This window comes from Streptomyces sp. R818 (assembly GCF_056172735.1).
This window is the reverse complement of record NZ_JAOCNE010000013.1, coordinates 213,560-232,865: the sequence shown is the minus strand read 5'-3', so window position 1 is coordinate 232,865 and position 19,306 is coordinate 213,560. Positions and strand designations below refer to the sequence as shown.

Genomic DNA, 19,306 nt, shown 5'->3' with positions numbered 1-19,306 from the left:
CGGGCCTAGCCGCGCCCGGTGCGGGCCTTCACGCCGCCGTTCTGTGCCGCCTTCGCCGTGCGGGCCGAGTCGCTCTCCAGCTCCCTGATGCGGCTCAGGTAGCGCAGGTGGGAGGCGACCTTGACGCGCAGGAGCCAGGGGTCGAGGGGCTTGGTGAGGATGTCCGTCACCTGCAGCTCGTAGGCCTGCTCGGCGAGGTTGGCATGGCCCATGAGGCCCGTCAGGAGGATCACCGGGATGTCGGCCGTCTGGTCGAGGCGGTGCAGGTGCCGGGCGACCTCGACGCCGGTCAGGCCCGGCATCACCACGTCCAGGATGACCAGGTCGATGCCGCCGCGCAGGACCGCCTTGAGCGCCTCCTCGCCGCTCTGCGCCCGCTCGGTGGGGCACCCCAGCGGGGCCAGCGCGTTCTCCAGGGCGTAGAGCGATTCCTCGTGGTTGTCCACGAGCAGGACCCTCAGTTGCGTCGACATGGCACCGTCCTTGTGGGCTGCTCCACGTAGGGCCCGCCCGGCGTGCGGGGCAGGCCGCTGGATGCGGCCACGACCGACCCGTCGCCGGGCTCTTGCGTAGGGAGCGGATGATGGATGGGGGGAGAGATCCCTTAAACGATGGGGCGTACGGTCCCGGTACGACAGGGGCCGGACGGCCCCCTCCGGGGTGCTCAGTGGCCCCTTGCGGAGCTGGCACCATGATCATCACGGGGGTAGCGTTCCCCGTACTGACATGCGAGGAGGGCCGGAACATGACGCAGACGGTGACCGCGGGTCTTGCCGCGCTCCAGGACGACCTGGCCGCTCTCTACCGGGACCTGCACGAGCACCCGGAGCTGTCGCTCCAGGAGACCCGGACAGCGGACCTGCTCGCCCGGCGGCTGCGCGCGGCGGGCTTCGACGAGGTCGCCGAGAACATCGGCGGGACCGGCGTGGCCGGTGTGGTGCGCAACGGCGAGGGGCCCGTCGTGATGCTCCGGGCCGACATCGACGCGCTGCCCGTCGAGGAGCTGACGGACCTGCCCTACGCGAGCCGGGTCCGCGGCACCGACGCCGACGGGCGCGAGGTGCCGGTGATGCACGCCTGCGGCCACGACATGCACGCCGCCTGCCTGTCCGGCGCGGCCGCCCTCCTCGCCCAGGCCCGCGACCAGTGGTCCGGGACGCTCCTCGTGGTGTTCCAGCCCGCCGAGGAGCTGGTGCGCGGCGCCCGTGACATGGTCGCCGCCGGACTCTTCGAGCGCTTCCCGAAGCCGGAGATCGTCCTCGGCCAGCACGTGGGCCCGCTGCCCGCCGGGTTCATCGGCTACGGCACGGGTCCTGTCATGGCGGCCTCCGACTCCCTCGACATCACGCTGCACGGGCGCGGCGCGCACGGCTCGCGCCCGGAGGCGTCGGTGGACCCCGTCCTGATGGCCGCCAACGTCGTCGCCCGGCTGCAAGGGATCGTCAGCCGGGAGGTGCCGCCCGCCGAGACCGCCGTCGTCACCGTCGGCCGGCTCCAGGCCGGGACGAAGGAGAACATCATCCCGGCCACCGCCGAGCTGGGCGTCAACATCCGCACCTACACACCGCAGATCCGCACGCTGGTGCGCACCGCCGTGGAGCGGGTGGTGCGCGCGGAGTCGCAGGCGAGCGCGGCCACCGCCGAGCCCGACTTCGACTGGCGGGCCAGCGCGCCCGCGCTCGTCAGCGACCCGGAGAGGACGCAGGCCACGGTGGCGGCGTTCGCCGCGCACTTCGGGCAGGAACGCCTGATGCCGATGCCGCAGGTGAACGCCAGTGAGGACGTCGGCGTGTTCGGCGAGGCGCTCGGGGTGCCGACCGTGTTCTGGTTCTGGGGCGGCCTGGAGACGACGACCGTGCTCGGCGCGCTCCAGGAGGGCCGCCTCGACAAGCTGCCCAGCAACCACTCCCCGCACTTCGCTCCGCTGATCGAGCCGACCCTGAGCACCGGGGTGGAGGCGCTGGTGGTCGCGGCGCTCACCTGGCTGGGACCGAAGGCCTGAGCGCGGCTCAGACGGGCAGCAACCGGCCGATCAGCGCGCTCAGTTGGCGGGCCGTACGGCACTCGTGCATCGCCACGACCTCCCCGTACGCGCCCGCCGCCGAGTCGCCCGTGTCCCACAGGGAGCGCTGCTCCGGGTTGAGCCAGTGGACGCGGCGGGCGGCGCGGGCGATGCGGCGCAGGGCCGGGAGGTTCGGGTCCATCTGGTTGGTGCGGGCGTCGCCCAGGATGAAGACCGAGGCGCGCGGGGTGAGAGCAGCCTCGTAGCGTTCGACGAACTCGCCGAGGGCGGTGCCGTAGTCGCTGCTGCCGTGCCAGCCGGTGACGGTCGCCTCGGTGGTGATCCGGGCGCCCAGGCCCTCCGGGTCGGCGGTGCCCCGGGCGATCAGGTCGGTGACCTCGTCCATCTTGTTGACGAAGGCGAAGACGCGGACCTTGCTGAACTCGTCGTGCAGCGCCTGCATGAGCAGCATCGTGAAGTTCGCGAACCCCGCGACCGAGCCCGACACGTCGCAGAGCAGGACCAGTTCGGGGCGGGCCTTGCGGCGCTTGCGGAGCACCGGGCGCATCGGGACGCCGCCCGTGGACAGCGAGCCGCGCAAGGTGCGGCGCAGATCGATGTGGCCGCGCGCGGCCCGGCGCCGCCGGGCGGCGAGACGCGTCGCCAGCTTGCGGGCCAGCGGATGCACGGTCCTGCGCAGCTCGGCGAGCTGGTCCTTGCCCGCGTAGAGGAACGGCGTACGGTCCGGGGTCCGGACGGGGACGCGCCGGGCCATCTCGTCGGTGCCGCGCCGCTCGGCGACCCGGCGGCGCGCCTCCGAGCGGACCTGTTCGCGGAACTCCTCGATGCGGCGGCGGATCTCGTCGGCCTCGATGCGGTCGGTGAAGGCACCGGAGCCGCCGCCTCCCCGCATACCGGCCATGATCCCGGCGAGGAGCGTCTGCGGGCGCAGCCGGTCCAGGGTCTGCATCGAGGAGAAGCCGTCGGCGTCGTAGCGGCCGAGCCGGTCGACGGCCTCGGCGGCGAGGCGCTCCATGGCCGCGCGGTCGCCCGTCGCGAGGGCTTCGGCGAGGCGTTCGCGCAGGTCGGCGCGGTCGAAGGCGCCGTCCGACGCGGGCGGCGCGTCCACGGCGCGCGGGAAGTACAGGTCGAAGACCGGGTCGAAGACGGCGCGCTGGCTCTGCTCGTGCAGGAGCGCGGCGGCGAGGCCCTCGCGCAGATGCTCGCGCCGGTCGAAACCGAGCGCGGCGACGGCCTGCGCGGCGTCCACGCTCTCGCCGGTGCCGATCCGGATGCCGTGCGTACGCAGCGCCCGTACGAGGGACGTCACCCGGTCGGCGACCGTGAGAGCGGTGCTCACAGTGCGTCCAGGTCCAGCTTGGCCGTCGCCTTCTGCACGTCCTCCTGGTGCTTGAGGACGACGCCGAGGGACTGCCGTACGACCTCCTCGTCCAGGCGGTCCGCGCCGAGGGCGAGGAGGGTGCGGGCCCAGTCGACCGTCTCGGCGACCGACGGCATCTTGCGCAGGTCCATCGCGCGCAGCGCGCCCACCACCCGGACCAGGGACCGGGCCAGGACCTCGTCAAGATCGGGCACCTTCAGCGCGACGATCCGGCGCTCCAACTCCTCGTCGGGGAAACCGATGTGCAGGAACAGGCAGCGGCGGCGCAGCGCCTCCGACAGCTCACGGCTCGCGTTCGAGGTGAGGACGGTGAAGGGGCGGCGGGTGGCGCTGATCGTGCCGAGTTCGGGGACCGTCACCTGGAAGTCGGAGAGGACTTCGAGGAGCAGCCCCTCCACCTCCACGTCCGCCTTGTCCATCTCGTCGATGAGCAGGACCTTCGCGTCGTCGCCGCGGATCGCGGTCAGCAGCGGGCGGGAGAGCAGGAACTCCTCGCTGAAGATGTCCGTGCGCGTCTGGTCCCACGACTCGTCACGGCCCGCCGTGATGCGCAGGAGCTGCTTGGCGTGGTTCCACTCGTACAGCGCCCGTGCCTCGTCGACGCCCTCGTAGCACTGGAGGCGGATCAGGCGGGCGTCGCCGATCGCGGCGACCGCCTTCGCCAGCTCCGTCTTGCCGACGCCCGCCGGGCCCTCGACCAGCAGCGGCTTGCCGAGCCGGGCCGCCAGGAAGACGGTGGTCGCGACCGCGGGCGAGGCCAGATAACCGGTCGTGGCCAGACGTGCGGTGACATCGTCCACGGAAGTGAACAACGGGGCCTCCAACGCGCTCCTGAGAGGGGTGAAGGCCCCAGCTGACCAGCTCCGACGCGGCGCCACAACCGGCCCGCGCCGTTCATGGCGAACGTCACCCCGGAACGGGCCCGGTCAGCGCCCGGCGAGCCGCAGCTTCGCCCCCGCGGGCGCCGGTCGCGCCTCCCCGTACCACCAGTCCGTGTCGCCCTCGATGCGCCGCAGCAGGATGCCCTCCCTGATCGCCCACGGGCAGATGGTGAGTTCACGGATGTCCATCAGCTTCATCGCCGTGTGCCCGACGAGCGCGCCCGCCAGGGACTGCGAGGCGCGCGGCGCCGAGATCCCGGGCAGTTCGGCCCGGCGCGCGGCGGGCAGCGCCGCGAGCTGCCCGACGGCGGAGCGCAGCGCCTTGCGGCTGAGCGCCCGGCCGACGAACGGGCCGTGCCGCCCGGGCGGGGCCCCGCACAACCGGGCGAGCTGCGTGAACGTACGGGAGGTCGCCGTCATCGTGACCGGGCCCTCCCAGCGGACCCGCGCCGCGACGTCCCGCAGCGAGTGGCGCACGTACCGGCGCAGCTCCTTCAGCTCCGCCTCCGTGGGCGCGTCGGTGCCGGAGAGGTGCTCGCGGGTCAGCCGCCGGGCGCCGAGCGGCAGCGAGACCGCGAAGTCCGGGAGGCGGCCACGGCCGAACGCGACCTCCAGCGTGCCGCCGCCGATGTCGAGCACGCCGAGCGGCCCGGCCCGCCAGCCCATCCAGCGGCGGGCGGCCAGGAACGTCAGCTCGGCCTCCACCTCACCGGGCAGCACCCGGAGCCGCGCGCCCGTCCCCTCCTGCACGGCGCGCAGCACCTCGTCCCGGTTCGGCGCGTCGCGCACGATGGCCGTGGCGAACGCGAACGGCTCGTCGCTGCCCCACCGTCCCGCCTCCGCGTACGCGTCCCCGACCGCCTCGACGATCCGCTCCACGGCGCGCGGCCCGAGTCTTCGCTCGCCGTCGACCTCCTCGGCCAGGCGCAGTCTGCGTTTGGCCGTGTGCACCGGCAGCGGCGCGCCGTCCCGCGCGTCCGCGACGGCGAGGCGCACCGTGTTCGCTCCGACATCCACCACACTGATTCGCATGATCGTCCGGGTACCCTTCCGCCGTATTGCTCAAAGACGCCCGCGCGCCTGGATGCAGGGGCCGATTCGCAGATGCCCCCGCGCCTGGATGTCGGTGCCGCTTCAAGGACGCCCGTGCGCCCGTGTGCCGGGGCCGATCGCGGCAAGCACCCAACTCCGTGACTCCGCCGGGTCGATGACCGCGTCGATCTCCAGGGCCGCCGCCGCGTTCACCGCCTTGCCGTGCTCGTACAGCTCGGCGACGCGCGCCGCGAACGCCCGCTCCCGCTCGGCCGGGTCCGCGATGGCCGCCAGTTCGCGCCGGTAGCCGAGGCGGACCGCGCCCTCCAGGCCCATCCCGCCGAACTCCCCGCTCGGCCAGGCCGCCGTCGCCAGCGGCGCCCGCGTCGAGCCGCCCATCATCGCCATCGCCCCGAGCCCGTACGCCTTGCGCAGCACGAGGCAGACCAGCGGCACGGTCAGCCGCGCGCCCGCGACGAACAGATCGGCGAACTGCCGCACGGTCGCCGTGCGTTCGGCGTCCGGGCCGACCATGAACCCCGGTGTGTCGCACAGCGAGACGACCGGAAGGCCGGACGCCTCGCACAGGCGCAGGAACCGCGCGGCCTTGTCGGCGGCGTCCCGGTCGATCGCGCCGCCCAGATGCCCCGGGTCGTTCGCGATCAGCCCCAGCGGCCGGCCCTCGATCCGGACCAGCGCGGTGATGACGCCGACGCCGAAGCCGCGCCGCAGTTCGAGCACCGAGCCGGTCTCGGCGAGCCCGGAGATCACGGCCCGTACGTCGTAGGCGCGCCGCCGGTTCTCGGGCACGGCGTGCCGCAGCAGCCGCTGATCGGGCGCGTCCCAGCCGTCCTTCGCCCCCGGGGCGTCCGCCCCCTGGAAGCCCGCGCCCCGGACGTACGAGAGATACGCGCGGGCCACGCGCACCGCCTCGGCCTCGTCGGCGACGGGCAGGTCGACGACCCCGTTCGGCACCTGCACGGAGAGCGGGCCGACCTCCTCGGGCCGGAACACGCCGAGCCCGCCGCCCTCGATCATCGCGGGGCCGCCCATGCCTATGGTCGCCTCGGGCGTCGCGATGACGACGTCGCAGCAGCCGAGCAGCGCCGCGTTCCCCGCGAAGCAGCGGCCCGACGCGATCCCGACCAGCGGCACCCGGCCGCTCAGCCGCGCCATCCGCTGGAACGTCGTCACGTTCAGGCCCGCGACCGACGTGGTGTCGGTGTCCCCGGGCCGCCCGCCGCCGCCCTCCGCGAACAGCACGACGGGCAGCCCGCGCTCCTCGGCGACGTGCAGCATCCGGTCGGTCTTGCGGTGGTTGTTGAGCCCCTGCGTCCCGGCGAGCACCGTGTAGTCGTACGACATCGCGACGACGGGCGCGCCGCAGACCCGCCCCGTGCCGGTGACCAGGCCGTCGGCGGGCGTGGACCGGATCAGGTCGTCGAGCGTCCTGCGCCGCCGCTGCGCCGCCACGGCGAGCGCGCCGAACTCGGTGAAGGTGCCGGGGTCGCAGAGGTCGTCGATGTTCTCGCGGGCGGTGCGGCGCCCGGCCGCGTGCCGCTTCGCGACCGCCTCGGGGCGGTGGGCGTCGAGCCCGAAGGCGTGCCGCGCGAGCGCTTCCCGCAGGTCGGGGCGGATGAGGTCCGGATCGGCGGCGACGCGCGCGTCCTCGGCGGCGGGGCCGCCCTCCGCCGCGTCGATGAGCGCCAGCGCCGCGCCCTCCGGTACGGTCTCGCCCACGCGCGCGTGCACGGCCCGTACGACACCCGGGTGCTCCGCGCGCACGACGTGCTCCATCTTCATCGCTTCGAGGACGACCAGCGCGGCGCCCGCCGCCACGGCCTGCCCCGGCTCCACCTCGACCGCGATCACGGTGCCGTTCATCGGGGCGGTCGCCGCACCCGCGTCGCCGATCCGCTCTGCTGTCGCCGCCCCGTCGAGGTGCCGCTCCACGAACCCGGTGTCGCTGCCGCCCGCGGTGAATCCCGGGTGCTCAAGCACCGCACGCAGCAGGGGTATCGACGTGCGTACGCCCTCGACCCCGAACTCGTCCAGCGCGCGCCGTGCCTGCGCGCACGCCGCCTCGAACGTCCCGCCCGCCGCATGGGTCACGACCTTGGCGAGCAGGGGGTCGTACCGTGTCCCGACCTCCGTGCCGGTCCGCGCCGCCGTGTCCACACGGACGCCGGGGCCTGTCGGCACGTCGAACCGGGTGATCCGTCCGGCGGACTCCGCGTTCACCCGCACCTGCACGGCAAAGCCGCGCGGCGCCGGGGGCTCACCGGCGAGGCCGAGATCGGCGAGGCGCTCGCCCGCCGCGATCCGCAGCTGCGCCGCGACCAGATCGACCCCGGTCACCTGCTCCGTCACGGTGTGCTCCACCTGGAGCCGCGGGTTCGCCTCGATGAACACGAACTCCTCGCCGCGTACGAGGAATTCGACCGTGCCGAGTCCTTCGTGGCGGGCGGCCCGCGCGAGCCGCAGCGCGCTGCCGAGCAGCTGGTCACGCACCGCGGGGTCGAGCGCGGGCGCCGGGGCGATCTCGACGAGCTTCTGGTGGCGGCGCTGGGCGCTGCAGTCCCGCTCCCACAGGTGCGCCACTCCACCCGCCCCGTCCGCGACGATCTGCACCTCGATGTGGCGGGCGCCCTCCCACAGCCGCTCCACGTACAGCTCGGCCCGTCCGAAACCGGCCCGCGCCTCTGACCGGCACCGCTCCCAGGCGGCGTCCAGCTCCTCGGCCGTGCGCGCGAGCCGCAGCCCGCGACCGCCGCCCCCGCCGACCGCCTTCACCATCACGGGTCCTCCGGCGAGGAACGCCCGCGCCTGTTCCAGGGTTGTGTCGCCGTCCGTGCCGGGAAGGACCGGCACGCCCGCCCCGGCCGCGAGCGCGCGGGCCCGCGCCTTGTCCCCGAAGAGGTCGAGCACCTCGGGCGAAGGACCCACGAAGACGACGCCCGCCTCGGCGCAGGCGCGGGCGAGCGTCGCCGACTCGCTGAGGAAGCCGTAGCCGGGGTGCAGATACGTGCAGCCCGCGCGGTGTGCGGCGGCCACGAGCGCCGCCGCGTCGAGGTAGCCGCCCGCCGACAGAGGCACGGTCTCGTCGGCGAGGTGGACGTGCGCCTCGTCGCCGGGCTCGTGCACCGCCACCGTCCGCAGGTCGAGTCCGGCCGCGGCGCGCAGGATCCGTACGGCTATCTCCCCGCGGTTGGCGACGAGTACGGCGGCAGACCCCATGAGCCCCTCCGGAACCTTGGACAGCGGTGGATGATCGGGTGCCGACATGCTCATGGACGTGGGCGGGGGCGTCAATCACGGCCCCACGCCAGCCGGCTCCGACGCCGTCGGGCTCTCACGCCGTCGGGCTCACGCCAGCAGGCTCCGACGCCGTCGGGCTCTCACGCCGTCGCGCAGCGCTCCAGCCACTCGCACGCCGCCCGCGCCGTGAACTCCTCCTGGCCGCCCTTGAACAACAGGTCCACCGTCGTGAACGCCGGGTCGTCGGCCTGCGCCGCGACGTACGGCACCGCGATGCAGCGCATCCCGGCCGAGTGCGCGGCGGCGGCGCCGGGAGCCGCGTCCTCCAGGACCACGCAGTGCGCCGGGTCCACGCCGAGGCGACGGGCCGCCTCCAGGAACACGTCCGGGGCCGGTTTGCCGTGCTCGACCTCGTCCGCCGAGACGTACCGCGTCAGGAACGCCGCGAGGCCGGTGCCGTCGAGGATCGACCCGATGGCGTCCCGCGAGGAACCCGACGCCACGATCATCGGCACGCCCGCCTCGTGCAGCCGCTCCACGAACAGCCGCATCTGCGGGAAGACGGCCGTGTGGGCGCGGGCGAGCTCCAGGTAGCGGGCGGTCTTGTCGGCGAGGATCTCGTCGGCCGGGGCGTCGATGCCGTACCGCCGCTTCCAGAGGCCGATGGTCTCCGCGGTCGAGATGCCGACATAGGTCTCGTGGTCGGCCCAGGTGAAGTCCTCGACGCCGTAGCGGGCCAGGGTGGCGACCGACGCCCTGAAGTAGTTGGGCTCGCTGTCGACGAGCGTGCCGTCGAGGTCGAAGACGACAGCGGTGGAACCGAAGGGGTGCGGGGTGTTCATGCCCTCAGCATGCAGGACGGGTGCATGCGGGAGAGGTGATCGAAGGCTCAGCCGCGCTCCGCGGCAGCCGCCTTCCCGACCGCCTCCACCAGCGGCAGCAGGCGGTGCGGAACCCGCTCCCGCAGCGCCACCTCCGTCCGCGTGCGGACCACCCCGGGCAGCCGGTTGAGCTGCTGGACCACGTCCTCCAGATGACCGGCGTCGCGCGCCGCCGCGCGGGCGAGCAGATCGCCGCCGCCGGTGATCGAGTGCGCCTCGATGATCTCCGGGACCTGTGCGAGGGCGTCCCCGACCTCGCTGAGATGGCCCTGCGTCACCTCGATGTGCACGAAGGCGAGCACCGGGTGGCCGAGGGCCGCGGGGGAGAGGGACGGGGCCACGCCCGTGATCACACCGTCCCGTTCGAGCCGGTCGAGCCGCGCCTGCAGCGTGCCGCGCGCGACGCCCAGGATGCGGGCGTACTCGCGGACGCTGGTCCGCGGCTGTTCCAGGAGCAGGCGCAGGATACGGGTGTCGAGCTGGTCCACGGCCATGCGTCTGCGGGCCCCTTCGGTACGAGGTCGATCCTGGCCGACTGTACCAATGGCCCTGCCGTCGCGCTCAGCCCGCGCCAGGTGCCGCCGCCAGGCCGGTGAAGTCGCCGTCGTGGTGGACCAGCGGCCCCGCGGTCTCCGCCACCCGGCCCGCCCGTACGACGAGCCCGATCACGAGCGCGTGGTCGCCGACCGGGCGGAAGCTGACCGGGGTGAGGACGAACCGGGCGAGGACGCCGTCGAGCGCGGGCAGGCCGAGCGGGTCCCGGTGCCAGGACGTGCCTGCCGCGAACCGGCCCTGGCGCGGGCCCGCGAAGGTCCGCGCCACCTCCTCCTGACCGGCGGCGAGGAGCTGCACCATCACCCAGGTCGCGCCCCGCACGGCGTTCCACGACGCCGAGCGCAGGCCGACCGTGAACGACATGAGCGGCGGATCGAGGGAGAGCGAGGCGAGCGACGTCACGCAGAACCCGGTCGGCGGCTCCCCGCCGACCGTGACGACGGCGACGCCCTTGGCGTGCCGGCGCAGGACGGACCGTACGAGGTCCGCCCCGGCCGGCTCGACGGGGCCCGCGGCCGGTACCGGCTGGAGCCGCCGGGAGGCATCGGTCCGGCTCACGCCGCCCCCTCGCGCGGGACGGCCCCGAAACGGGCCCGGATCTCCTCGGCGTGCGGGGACGCGTCGGCCGTGGCGTACGCCGCGCTGTGCGCCGCCCAGTCCGCGCGGCCCCCGCTCTCGTCGTCGAGGGCGAAGCGGCTGACCCCGCGCAGGTACAGCAGCTCCGGGTCGGTGTCGGCGCCGGTGTCCGCCACGGCGGCGTCCAGGTCGGCGACGGCCCGGCCGTGCTCGCCGAGCGACTGCAGCGCCACGGCCCGGTTGGCCCGCAGCTCGGTGTCGTCGGTGAGTTCGAGCGCCGCGTCCAGGTCCTTGACGGCGGCGTCGGCGCGGCCCGCCTCGAAGGCGAGCACCGCGCGGTTGGCCCAGGCCGCGACGCACAGCGCGTCGGCCCGCAGCGCCGCCGAGTAGCTGTCGTACGCGGCTTCGGCGTCGCCGATCTCGGAGAGCAACGCTCCCTGTGCGGCGAGGAGCTGGGCGTTCTCGGGGGCCAGGGACAGGCCGTGGCCGATGTCGACGGCCGCCTTGTCGAGGTCGCCGCGGACCAGGTGCAGGTCGGAGCGGTGCACCAGGGAGTCCACGTGGTCCGGTTCGAGGTCGAGGGCGATGTCCAGGTCGCGCAGCGCGCCCGCGTCGTCGCCGAGTTCGCGCAGCAGGTCGGCCCGGTTGAAGTGCGCCTCGTAGAACGGCGGGGTCAGCCGGATCGCCGCCGCGTAGTCCGCGAGCGCCGAGCGGTGATCGCCGAGCGCCCGGTGCTGGGCCGCCCGCTCGAAGTAGTAGTCGCCGTAGTCCGGGTCGCGGCGGATCACCTCGTCGTAGTCGGCGAGCGATGCCGTGTGGTCGCGGCGGGCGCCGCGCACCTGGGCCCGGTTGTAGAGCAGGACCGAGCGGTGCAGGAGCTGCTCGTGCGGGCCGAAGTCGGCGTCGGTGATGTCCATCGCCTCGTCGACCAGGGCGAGCGATCCGTCGACGTTGCCGCGGTGCAGTTCGACCAGGGCGCGCGCGTTGCGCATGAACGCCCGGACCAGGACGCGCTTGTGCGGGTCGGGGTGCACGTCGGCGATCGAGATGGCGGTGTTGACCCAGGCCAGGGCGCGGTCCTCGTCGTGGTCCGCCTTCGGCAGGAACCGCGTGTAGAGCATCGCCATGAGGTAGGCGGTGCCCATGTGCACGTCGGGCGAGGTCGAGCCGCGCCGCATCTCCTCGAAGTAGGGGAACGCGTCGTGGCCGCGGCCCAGGTAGCAGAGGCACGCGCCGATCTTGTGCGTCAGGTTCCAGTACGTACGGGTGGGCTCGGCCTCGTCGAGCAGGGCCCGGCCGCGCAGCGCGAGGTTGACGACAGCCTCGTAGAACCCCTTGTTGAAGCAGGTGGCGACGGCCTCGTTGATCGCGGCGACGCCCGCGCCCGCGGGGTCCGTGCCGTGCTCCAGGTGGTAGGGGATCGCGGCGAGGCGCAGGGTCGGTTCGTCGCGGGCGGCGAGCAGCGCGGCGCGGGCGGTGTGGCGGCGGGCGCGCTCGTCGGCGGTCAGCGCGTCGTAGGCGCGCAGCAGCCGGGGGTCCTCGCTGGTGCCGTCGGAATCGATGTAGAGCTGGGCGAGGTCGGTGTCGGGAAGGAGCGCGGCGTCGACGACGGGGAGCCGGGGCGCCCGGTGCGCGTGGGCGTACAGGGCCTTGCCGAGCAGGTCGGAGGCGGCCCCCGCGCCGTCCACGATCACGGTGAGCACGGCCGGGTCGCAGCGCCGGAGCAGGACGGCGACGAGATCGCGGTCCGTCGGGTCGGCGTCGTCCAGGCCGCGGAAGGCGAGGGTGAGGCCGTCCGGGTGGGCGGAGCGGGCCCAGTCCATGAGGAGTTCGGCGACGCCGTGGGCGATGCGCAGGGCGCGGGTCGCCGGATAGAAGCGGGTGCGCTCGGTGGCCGAGGCGAGGTTGGTGAGGGTCTGCGGCGGCGTCGGCACGATCGCCATCAGCTCGGGCGCGATCGACTCGACCTCCAGGGCGCGCGCGGAGGCCACCAGTTCGGCGTCCTTCTCGACCAGTTGGGGCACGGCCTGGTGCAGCAGGAAGTGGGCGGCGGTGAACGGGCCCCGTAACCGGCGGTGGCAGCGCACCTGGAGCTGGGCCGTGGGCGGCGGTTCGCCGTCCGTGACCCGGGCGGTGGCGTCGAGCCACCAGTGCCGGGTGGAGAGCGGGGCGGTGGGAGATGCGGTCATGTCAGGGCTCCTTGCGGTGCGGTGGTCCGGGACCGGGCGCGCCGGTCCCGCAGGGTGACGTGGACGAGCAGCCCGATCTGCAGTCCGGACAGGGCGATGAAGCCGGCGGCGTCGACCAGGTCCCAGGCCGGGGTGGATCCGCCGCTGAGCCGGTCGGTGATCGTCGACCAGAAGTGCAGCGCGGTCGGCAGGCCCGCCCACAGGAGCGAGGCCAGCGAGAACCCGTACCCGGCGACGAGCAGCGGCGCGTACCAGCGCGCCACCGACTGGTCGCGCGGCGACCATGCGGTGTCGGGCACGGGCGGCCTCCGGCGGGCCAGTTTCCGCAGTCCTGTGCGCAGCCTGAACCGCGTCGCGTTCTGCAGGTCCGTGCACCCGGTCGCGGTGGTCAGGACGTAATAGATGTCGGTCTCCAGATAGAACAGGAATTGCCAGATGAGGCGCAGGACACAGGTGAAGGCGACAGCGAGGCACAGTTTGTGAATCCAGGACGGAATGCCGGGCCCGTCCAGAGCGGCCGACAGAAGGGTCAGTCCGCACAGCAGAATGATGTCCGCCAGTATCCCCGCGCAGAACGGGAGATAGCGTTTCCTGCGTTCGACGCTGAGCAGCGAATCGAGCCGGGTCTCGGCGACGAGGTAGTACAGCCTGCGCCCGAGACCGAGCGTGGAGGGCAGTCCGAGGCGGCGCCCGGCGAGCGCGTGGAAGCCCTCGTGGATCACGATGCACGGGATGGCGACGGCGAAGACGATGATCGGGATCAGCGACACGTAGTGGGTGAAGAAGACGTGGTGGTACGTGGGCCGCAGACCCGGGTCGTGCACCATCGCGGCCACCGTCGTGCCCACGAGCGCGCCGTAGGCGACGAACGCCGGCCAGGAGAACACCGCGCGCCCGAGCCACTGCCAGCGCACCCGCGGCTGTTCCACGGGGGCGTCCTCGGCATCGTCCGTGCGGAGAAATCCCAGCTCGGCGAGGGTCTCCAGGAAGTCGTCGAGGTCGAGCGGCGACCCGTAGGTGCGCTCGAACCAGGCGGTGACCTCCTCAGCGGGTGCCCCGTCGGCGAACATCCGCAGCGCCTGCGCCCCCTCCTCGGGGAAGACCGCGTAACTGCCGGTGTCGGGCCGGCCCACCATCACGCCGTCGTCCTCGGCGACCATGGTCAGCCGGTGCAGAGAAACGGTCGCGCCCATCCGGCGCACCTCCCTGGGAAAGATCGGAGCCGGACCCCGAAGGCGGCCCGGCTCCGACCGGCGGTGGAGCGGATTACGCGGCGTCGCCGCAGAGGTAGTAGCAGGCGGTGGTCAGACGGATCGGACCGGCCTTGCGGACGGAAATCTTCTTCATGGCGTTTCCCCCTCCCGAGGCATTGGAGTTCTGCGAATTTCCGGAATCGCGGTGTGCAGCCAGGATTGGCGGACCGATTCGGCCCTGTCAACCGGGAACGAAACAATCCGGAAATAAAAGCGCGCCGCCTATTCGGAGCTGTTTTCGGGCAGCGCGAAGCGGCACTCCGGGCAAAGGAAAAAGGAATTGAGGATTAATTGAGAAAAGGTGAGAAATGATCAAGCGGGCGACACGACCGCAGGAACAGTCGTACCGCCCGCCTCAGCGGAGCGCTCTGCGCACCATCCGTACCTCCCGTACGGGCCCCCGTTTTCTCCGGCCTCGGGATGTGAAGGCCGGCCCTCACCGCAGCATACGGAGCGGGGGTGCGCCGCGTTCAGGAGATGCTCAGCGTCTGCCGTTGACGCCAGGACCCGACGCGGTGGAACCGCGCACCACCAGTTCGGGCATGAACACGAACTCGGTGTGCGGGGCAGGGGTACCGCCGATCTCCTCCAGGACCGCGCGGACCGCGGCCTGGCCCATCGCCTGGACGGGCTTGCGCACCGTGGTCAGCGGCGGATCGGTGAACGCGATCAGCGGTGAGTCGTCGAATCCGACGACGGAGATGTCATCGGGGACCTCCAGGCCGCGCCGGCGTGCGGCCCGGATCGCGCCGAGCGCCATCATGTCGCTGGCGCAGACGATGGCCGTACAGCCGCGGTCCATCAGATCGGACGCCGCGGCCTGGCCCCCCTCCAAGGTGTAGAGGGAGTGCTGGACGAGGTCGCGCTCGGTGTCGTCCGGGTGGACGCCGAGCCGCTCCTGCATCGTGCGCACGAACCCCTCGATCTTCCGCTGGACCGGCACGAACCGCCTCGGGCCGAGCGCGAGCCCGATCCGGCTGTGGCCGAGGGCGGCGAGGTGGGTGACGGCGAGCTGCATCGCGGCCCGGTCGTCGGGCGAGATGAACGGCGCCTGCACCTTCGGCGAGAACCCGTCGACGAGCACGAACGGCACGCCCTGCCCGCGCAGCTGCTCGTAGCGCTGCATGTCGGCCGTGGTGTCGGCGTGCAGCCCGGAGACGTAGATGATGCCGGTGACGCCCCGGTCGACGAGCATCTCCGTCAGCTCGTCCTCGGTGGAGCCGCCCGGGGTCTGGGTGGCCAGGACCGGGGTGTAGCCCTGCCGGGTCAGCGCCTGCCCGATGGTCTGGGCGAGCGCCGGGAAGATCGGGTTCTCCAGCTCCGGAGTGATCAGGCCGACCAGGCCCTCGCTGCGCCGGCGCAGCCGTACGGGCCGCTCGTAGCCGAGCACGTCGAGCGCCGCGAGCACGGACTGCCGGGTGGCCGACGCGACGCCCGGCTTGCCGTTGAGGACGCGGCTGACCGTCGCCTCGCTGACGCCCGCCTGCACGGCGATGTCGGCCAGGCGGGCGGTCCCGGGTGGGGTCTGGGCCGGTCGCCGGGCCGCCTGTGCGGGCAGCTGCGTCATCGCGCTCCTCGGGGGGACATCGTGGGGGCATCGTGCTGGCAAGGCTCCTGATGATCCCTGTGCAACCACCGTGTGGCAAGACCTTGCAGACCCTTGCAAGGCGGCATAACGGACCATAATCGGGCAGAACTCCCCGCATTCATCGGCCCTTTGTGGGTCACGAAGCGATAACTCGCCAAGTTGGCTGCAATTTTTTGCTGCAAGGTCTTTCGCCGGGCTTGCCGCGCTGTTACGTTCCTGACGCCCGGCGGCGGCGACGGCGCGGTCGGCAAGTAGGCCAGAGGAGCGGACGGGACCTCTCCTCGCCCACTCACGGGCATTCACCCTCTAGGAGATCTCATGCGGCGTGGCATAGCGGCCACCGCGGTGGTGGCGTCCCTCGCTCTCGCGGCGACGGCGTGCGGCGGAAGCGACGACGACGGCGGCAAGGCGTCAGGCCCGACCACCATCACGTGGTGGGACACGTCGAACGCCACCAACGAGGCGCCCACGTACAAGGCGTTGGTCAAGGACTTCGAGAAGGCCAACCCCGACGTCAAGGTCAAGTACGTCAACGTCCCCTTCGACCAGGCGCAGAACAAGTTCGACACCGCCGCCGGTGCCAGCGGCGCCCCGGACGTGCTGCGCGCCGAGGTCGGCTGGACCCCCGCCTTCGCGAAGAAGAGCTACCTGCTGCCGCTCGACGGCACCGAGGCCCTCGCCGAGCAGGACAAGTTCCAGGCGAGCCTCATCAAGCAGGCGCAGTTCGAGGGCAAGACCTACGGCGTGCCGCTGGTCACCGACACCCTCGCCTTCGTCTACAACAAGGAGCTCTTCAAGAAGGCCGGCATCACCAAGGCGCCGACCACCTGGGACGAGCTGAAGGCCGACGCCGCCAAGGTCAAGGACAAGACGGGCGCGGACGGCTACTGGGCCTCCACCGCCGGCTACTACGCCGAGCCGTTCCTCTTCGGCGAGGGCACCGACACCGTCGACGCCTCCGGCAAGAAGATCACCATCGCCTCCGCCGAGGCCAAGAAGGGCCTCACCGCCTGGCAGGGTCTCTTCGACGGCAAGGGCCTGCACAAGGCCGACGCCACCGCCGACGCCTACGCCCACATCCAGGACGCGTTCGTCAACGGCAAGGTCGCCTCGATCATCCAGGGCCCGTGGGAGATCACGAACTTCTACAAGGGTTCGGCCTTCAAGGACAAGAACAACCTGGGCATCGCCACCGTCCCGGCCGGTTCGACCGGCAAGGCGGGCGCCCCGACCGGCGGCCACAACCTCTCGGTCTACGCGGGCTCCGACAAGGCGCACCAGGAAGCGTCGCTGAAGTTCGTCAAGTGGATGACCTCGGCGAAGACGCAGGAGCAGATCGCCCTGAAGAACTCCACGCTGCCCACGCGCGCCGACGCCTACACCGCGAAGGTCACCGCGGACCCGGGCATCGCGGGCTACCAGAAGGTGCTCGCCGCCGCCCAGCCGCGCCCCGAGCTGCCGGAGTACAGCTCGCTGTGGACGCCGATGGACCAGGAGCTGCCGAAGATCGCCACCGGCAAGCAGTCCCTGGAGGCGGGCCTGAAGAGCCTGGAGACCTCGTTCGCCAAGCTCGTGCCCGACTTCAGCAAGTGACGCTCAGCTAGTCGCGTTCAGCAAGTGACGCGAGGGACGCACGCGTCCTTGTAGTTCGGCCGGTCCGCGCCCCACTGGGGGAGGGTGCGGGCCGGCGTCGACCTGACCAGAAGGTGCTCCGCCATGACCATCGCCGTCGACCGACCGACGCACCCCGTACGCAAGACGCCACGCCCGGGACCGATCCAGCGCCTGAAGGACTCGTACCGCAAATACTGGTACGCGTACGTCATGATCGCCCCGGTGGTGATCGTCCTCGGCGTGCTCGTCGGCTACCCCCTGGTGCGGGGCTTCTACCTGACGCTCACCGACGCCAACAGCCTCAACTCCGCCCGCACCATCGGCGTCAACCACATCGACGCCACCTACAAGTTCGTCGGCCTCGACAACTACGCCGACATCCTGTGGGGCCCGTCCTCCTACGACCGCTTCTGGTCGCACTTCATCTGGACGATCGTGTGGACGGCGCTCTGCGTCGCCCTGCACTACGGCATCGGGCTCGGCCTCGCGCTGCTGCTCAACCAGAAGATGCGCGGACGCACCTTCTACCGGCTGATGCTGATCCTGCCGTGGGCGGTGCCCACCTTCGTCACCGTCTTCGCCTGGCGGATCATGCTCGCGGACTCGGGCATCATCAACGCCACGCTCGGCTCGCTCCATCTGCCCCAGCCCGAGTGGCTGGAGGACCCCTTCTTCCAGAAGGCCGCCGCGATCCTCGTCAACACCTGGTGCGGCGTCCCCTTCATGATGATCTCCCTGCTCGGCGGCCTGCAGTCCATCGACGCCTCCCTCTACGAGGCCGCCGAGATGGACGGCGCCAGCAGCTGGCAGCAGTTCCGCCACATCACCCTGCCGGGCCTGCGCTCGGTCTCCTCGACGGTCGTCCTGCTCGGCGTGATCTGGACGTTCAACCAGTTCGCGATCATCTTCCTGCTGTTCGGCAACACCGCGCCCGACGCCCAGATCCTCGTCACCTGGGCCTACCGCCTCGGCTTCGGACAGCAGCCGCGGGACTTCGCGCAGTCCGCCGCCTACGGCGTCCTGCTCCTGTCGATCCTGACCGTCTTCACCTCCTTCTACTACCGCTGGTTGAAGCGCAATGAGCAGCTCGCCGTCTGACGCCGCAGGAGCCACCATCATGAGCACCACGACCACCTCAGCGCCGGAGGTCCCCGCGCAGCGCTCCGCGCCGAAGGCCGCCCCCACGGGTACGCGCCGCGCGCGCAGGCGCGGCGAGCGCGGCCCGCTCGCGACCGCCCTGTCGCACGGCGTCCTCGCCGTCGCGAGCCTCATCGCCCTGTTCCCCATCGTGTGGCTGGTCTACCTGTCGGTCGGCCCCGACAAGGACGACTACCTGCACCCCGGCGGCATCGCCTCCAAGGCGACCTTCGACAACTACACGTACGTCCTCCAGCACACCGGCTTCCTCGACTGGACGAAGTCGACGCTGGTCGTCGCCCTCGGCACCACCCTCGTCGGCGTGCTCTTCGCCGCCACGACCGGCTACGCCGTCTCCCGGATGCGCTTCCCCGGCTACCGGCCGCTGATGTGGGTCCTGCTGCTCACGCAGGCGTTCCCCATCGCCGTCCTCATCGTGCCGATGTACGAGATCTTCAGCGAACTCGGCCTCGTCGACAGCTACCTGGGCCTGATCCTGGTCAACTGCACGACGATCGTGCCGTATTGCACCTGGCTGATGAAGGGCTACTTCGACACCGTGCCCGTCGACATCGACGAGGCGGGCCGGATCGACGGCCTCTCACCCTTCGGCACGTTCTGGCGGCTGATCCTGCCGCTGGCCAAGCCCGGTATCGCGGTCGCCGCGTTCTACGCGTTCATCACCGCGTTCGCCGAGGTCGCGTTCGCCTCGACGTTCCTGCTCGACGACTCCAAGTACACCTTCGCGGTCGGCCTGCAGAGCTTCATCAGCGAACACGACGCCCAGTGGAACCTCATGGCGGCCACCGCGGTGTTGATCGCCATCCCCGTCACCGCCTTCTTCTACCTTGTGCAGAAGCACCTGGTCACCGGCCTCACCGCGGGCGGGACCAAGGGCTGAGGCCCAGCAGACCCCTACGCACACCGACCAACATGCC

Annotated in this window: 15 protein-coding genes; 4 read left to right on the top strand and 11 right to left on the bottom strand. The window is 72.2% G+C overall.

Features of this window, described 5'->3' with window-relative positions:
* Positions 1-5 precede the first annotated feature (5 nt).
* A complete protein-coding gene (locus N5I75_RS30460; protein ID WP_476682734.1) occupies positions 6-473 on the bottom strand; it encodes a response regulator in 468 nt (155 codons plus the stop codon).
* Positions 474-745: 272 nt separating this feature from the next.
* Between N5I75_RS30460 and N5I75_RS30455 the strand changes: the two genes are divergently transcribed.
* Positions 746-2,002: an amidohydrolase gene (locus N5I75_RS30455; RefSeq protein WP_476682732.1), complete on the top strand. Its 1,257-nt coding sequence runs from the start codon at positions 746-748 to the stop codon at positions 2,000-2,002.
* Positions 2,003-2,009: 7 nt separating this feature from the next.
* On the opposite strand, the gene N5I75_RS30450 is transcribed toward N5I75_RS30455, so the two are convergent.
* The 10 genes from N5I75_RS30450 to N5I75_RS30405 form a co-directional block, all read right to left on the bottom strand.
* On the bottom strand, positions 2,010-3,362 hold the full coding sequence (locus tag N5I75_RS30450) for a VWA domain-containing protein (RefSeq protein WP_476682730.1): 1,353 nt from the start codon (positions 3,360-3,362) through the stop codon (positions 2,010-2,012).
* Positions 3,359-4,216 carry an AAA family ATPase gene (locus N5I75_RS30445; protein ID WP_476682728.1) on the bottom strand — a complete coding sequence of 286 codons (858 nt, stop codon included), beginning with the start codon at positions 4,214-4,216 and terminating at the stop codon, positions 3,359-3,361. The genes N5I75_RS30450 and N5I75_RS30445 overlap by 4 nt, the downstream gene beginning before the upstream one ends.
* Before the next feature lie 114 nt (positions 4,217-4,330).
* Positions 4,331-5,317 carry a Ppx/GppA family phosphatase gene (locus N5I75_RS30440; protein ID WP_476682726.1) on the bottom strand — a complete coding sequence of 329 codons (987 nt, stop codon included), beginning with the start codon at positions 5,315-5,317 and terminating at the stop codon, positions 4,331-4,333.
* Between the two features lie 102 nt (positions 5,318-5,419).
* Positions 5,420-8,554: an acetyl-CoA carboxylase family protein gene (locus N5I75_RS30435; protein WP_476682724.1), complete on the bottom strand. Its 3,135-nt coding sequence runs from the start codon at positions 8,552-8,554 to the stop codon at positions 5,420-5,422.
* A gap of 161 nt (positions 8,555-8,715) precedes the next feature.
* Positions 8,716-9,417, bottom strand: coding sequence for an HAD family hydrolase (locus N5I75_RS30430; protein ID WP_476682722.1), 702 nt, complete (start codon positions 9,415-9,417; stop codon positions 8,716-8,718).
* Between the two features lie 47 nt (positions 9,418-9,464).
* Positions 9,465-9,950 carry an Lrp/AsnC family transcriptional regulator gene (locus N5I75_RS30425; protein ID WP_476682720.1) on the bottom strand — a complete coding sequence of 162 codons (486 nt, stop codon included), beginning with the start codon at positions 9,948-9,950 and terminating at the stop codon, positions 9,465-9,467.
* Between the two features lie 67 nt (positions 9,951-10,017).
* On the bottom strand, positions 10,018-10,569 hold the full coding sequence (locus tag N5I75_RS30420; protein WP_476682718.1) for a flavin reductase family protein: 552 nt from the start codon (positions 10,567-10,569) through the stop codon (positions 10,018-10,020).
* Positions 10,566-12,776, bottom strand: a complete 2,211-nt coding sequence (locus N5I75_RS30415; protein WP_476682716.1) for a tetratricopeptide repeat protein — start codon at positions 12,774-12,776, stop codon at positions 10,566-10,568. Before N5I75_RS30415 ends, N5I75_RS30420 begins: the two co-directional genes overlap by 4 nt.
* Positions 12,773-13,969, bottom strand: coding sequence for a hypothetical protein (locus N5I75_RS30410; RefSeq protein WP_476682714.1), 1,197 nt, complete (start codon positions 13,967-13,969; stop codon positions 12,773-12,775). Before N5I75_RS30410 ends, N5I75_RS30415 begins: the two co-directional genes overlap by 4 nt.
* A gap of 541 nt (positions 13,970-14,510) precedes the next feature.
* Positions 14,511-15,596 carry a LacI family DNA-binding transcriptional regulator gene (locus N5I75_RS30405; RefSeq protein ID WP_476682712.1) on the bottom strand — a complete coding sequence of 362 codons (1,086 nt, stop codon included), beginning with the start codon at positions 15,594-15,596 and terminating at the stop codon, positions 14,511-14,513.
* A gap of 339 nt (positions 15,597-15,935) precedes the next feature.
* On the opposite strand from N5I75_RS30405, the gene N5I75_RS30400 reads away from it, so the two are divergent.
* The 3 genes from N5I75_RS30400 (at position 15,936) to N5I75_RS30390 (ending at position 19,269) form a co-directional block, all read left to right on the top strand.
* Positions 15,936-17,210, top strand: a complete 1,275-nt coding sequence (locus tag N5I75_RS30400) for an extracellular solute-binding protein (protein WP_476682710.1) — start codon at positions 15,936-15,938, stop codon at positions 17,208-17,210.
* 123 nt (positions 17,211-17,333) lie between these two features.
* Positions 17,334-18,329, top strand: a complete 996-nt coding sequence (locus N5I75_RS30395; RefSeq protein WP_476682708.1) for a carbohydrate ABC transporter permease — start codon at positions 17,334-17,336, stop codon at positions 18,327-18,329.
* A gap of 19 nt (positions 18,330-18,348) precedes the next feature.
* Entirely contained in the window at positions 18,349-19,269 is a 921-nt protein-coding gene (locus N5I75_RS30390; protein WP_476682706.1) for a sugar ABC transporter permease, read from the top strand.
* Positions 19,270-19,306 lie beyond the last annotated feature (37 nt).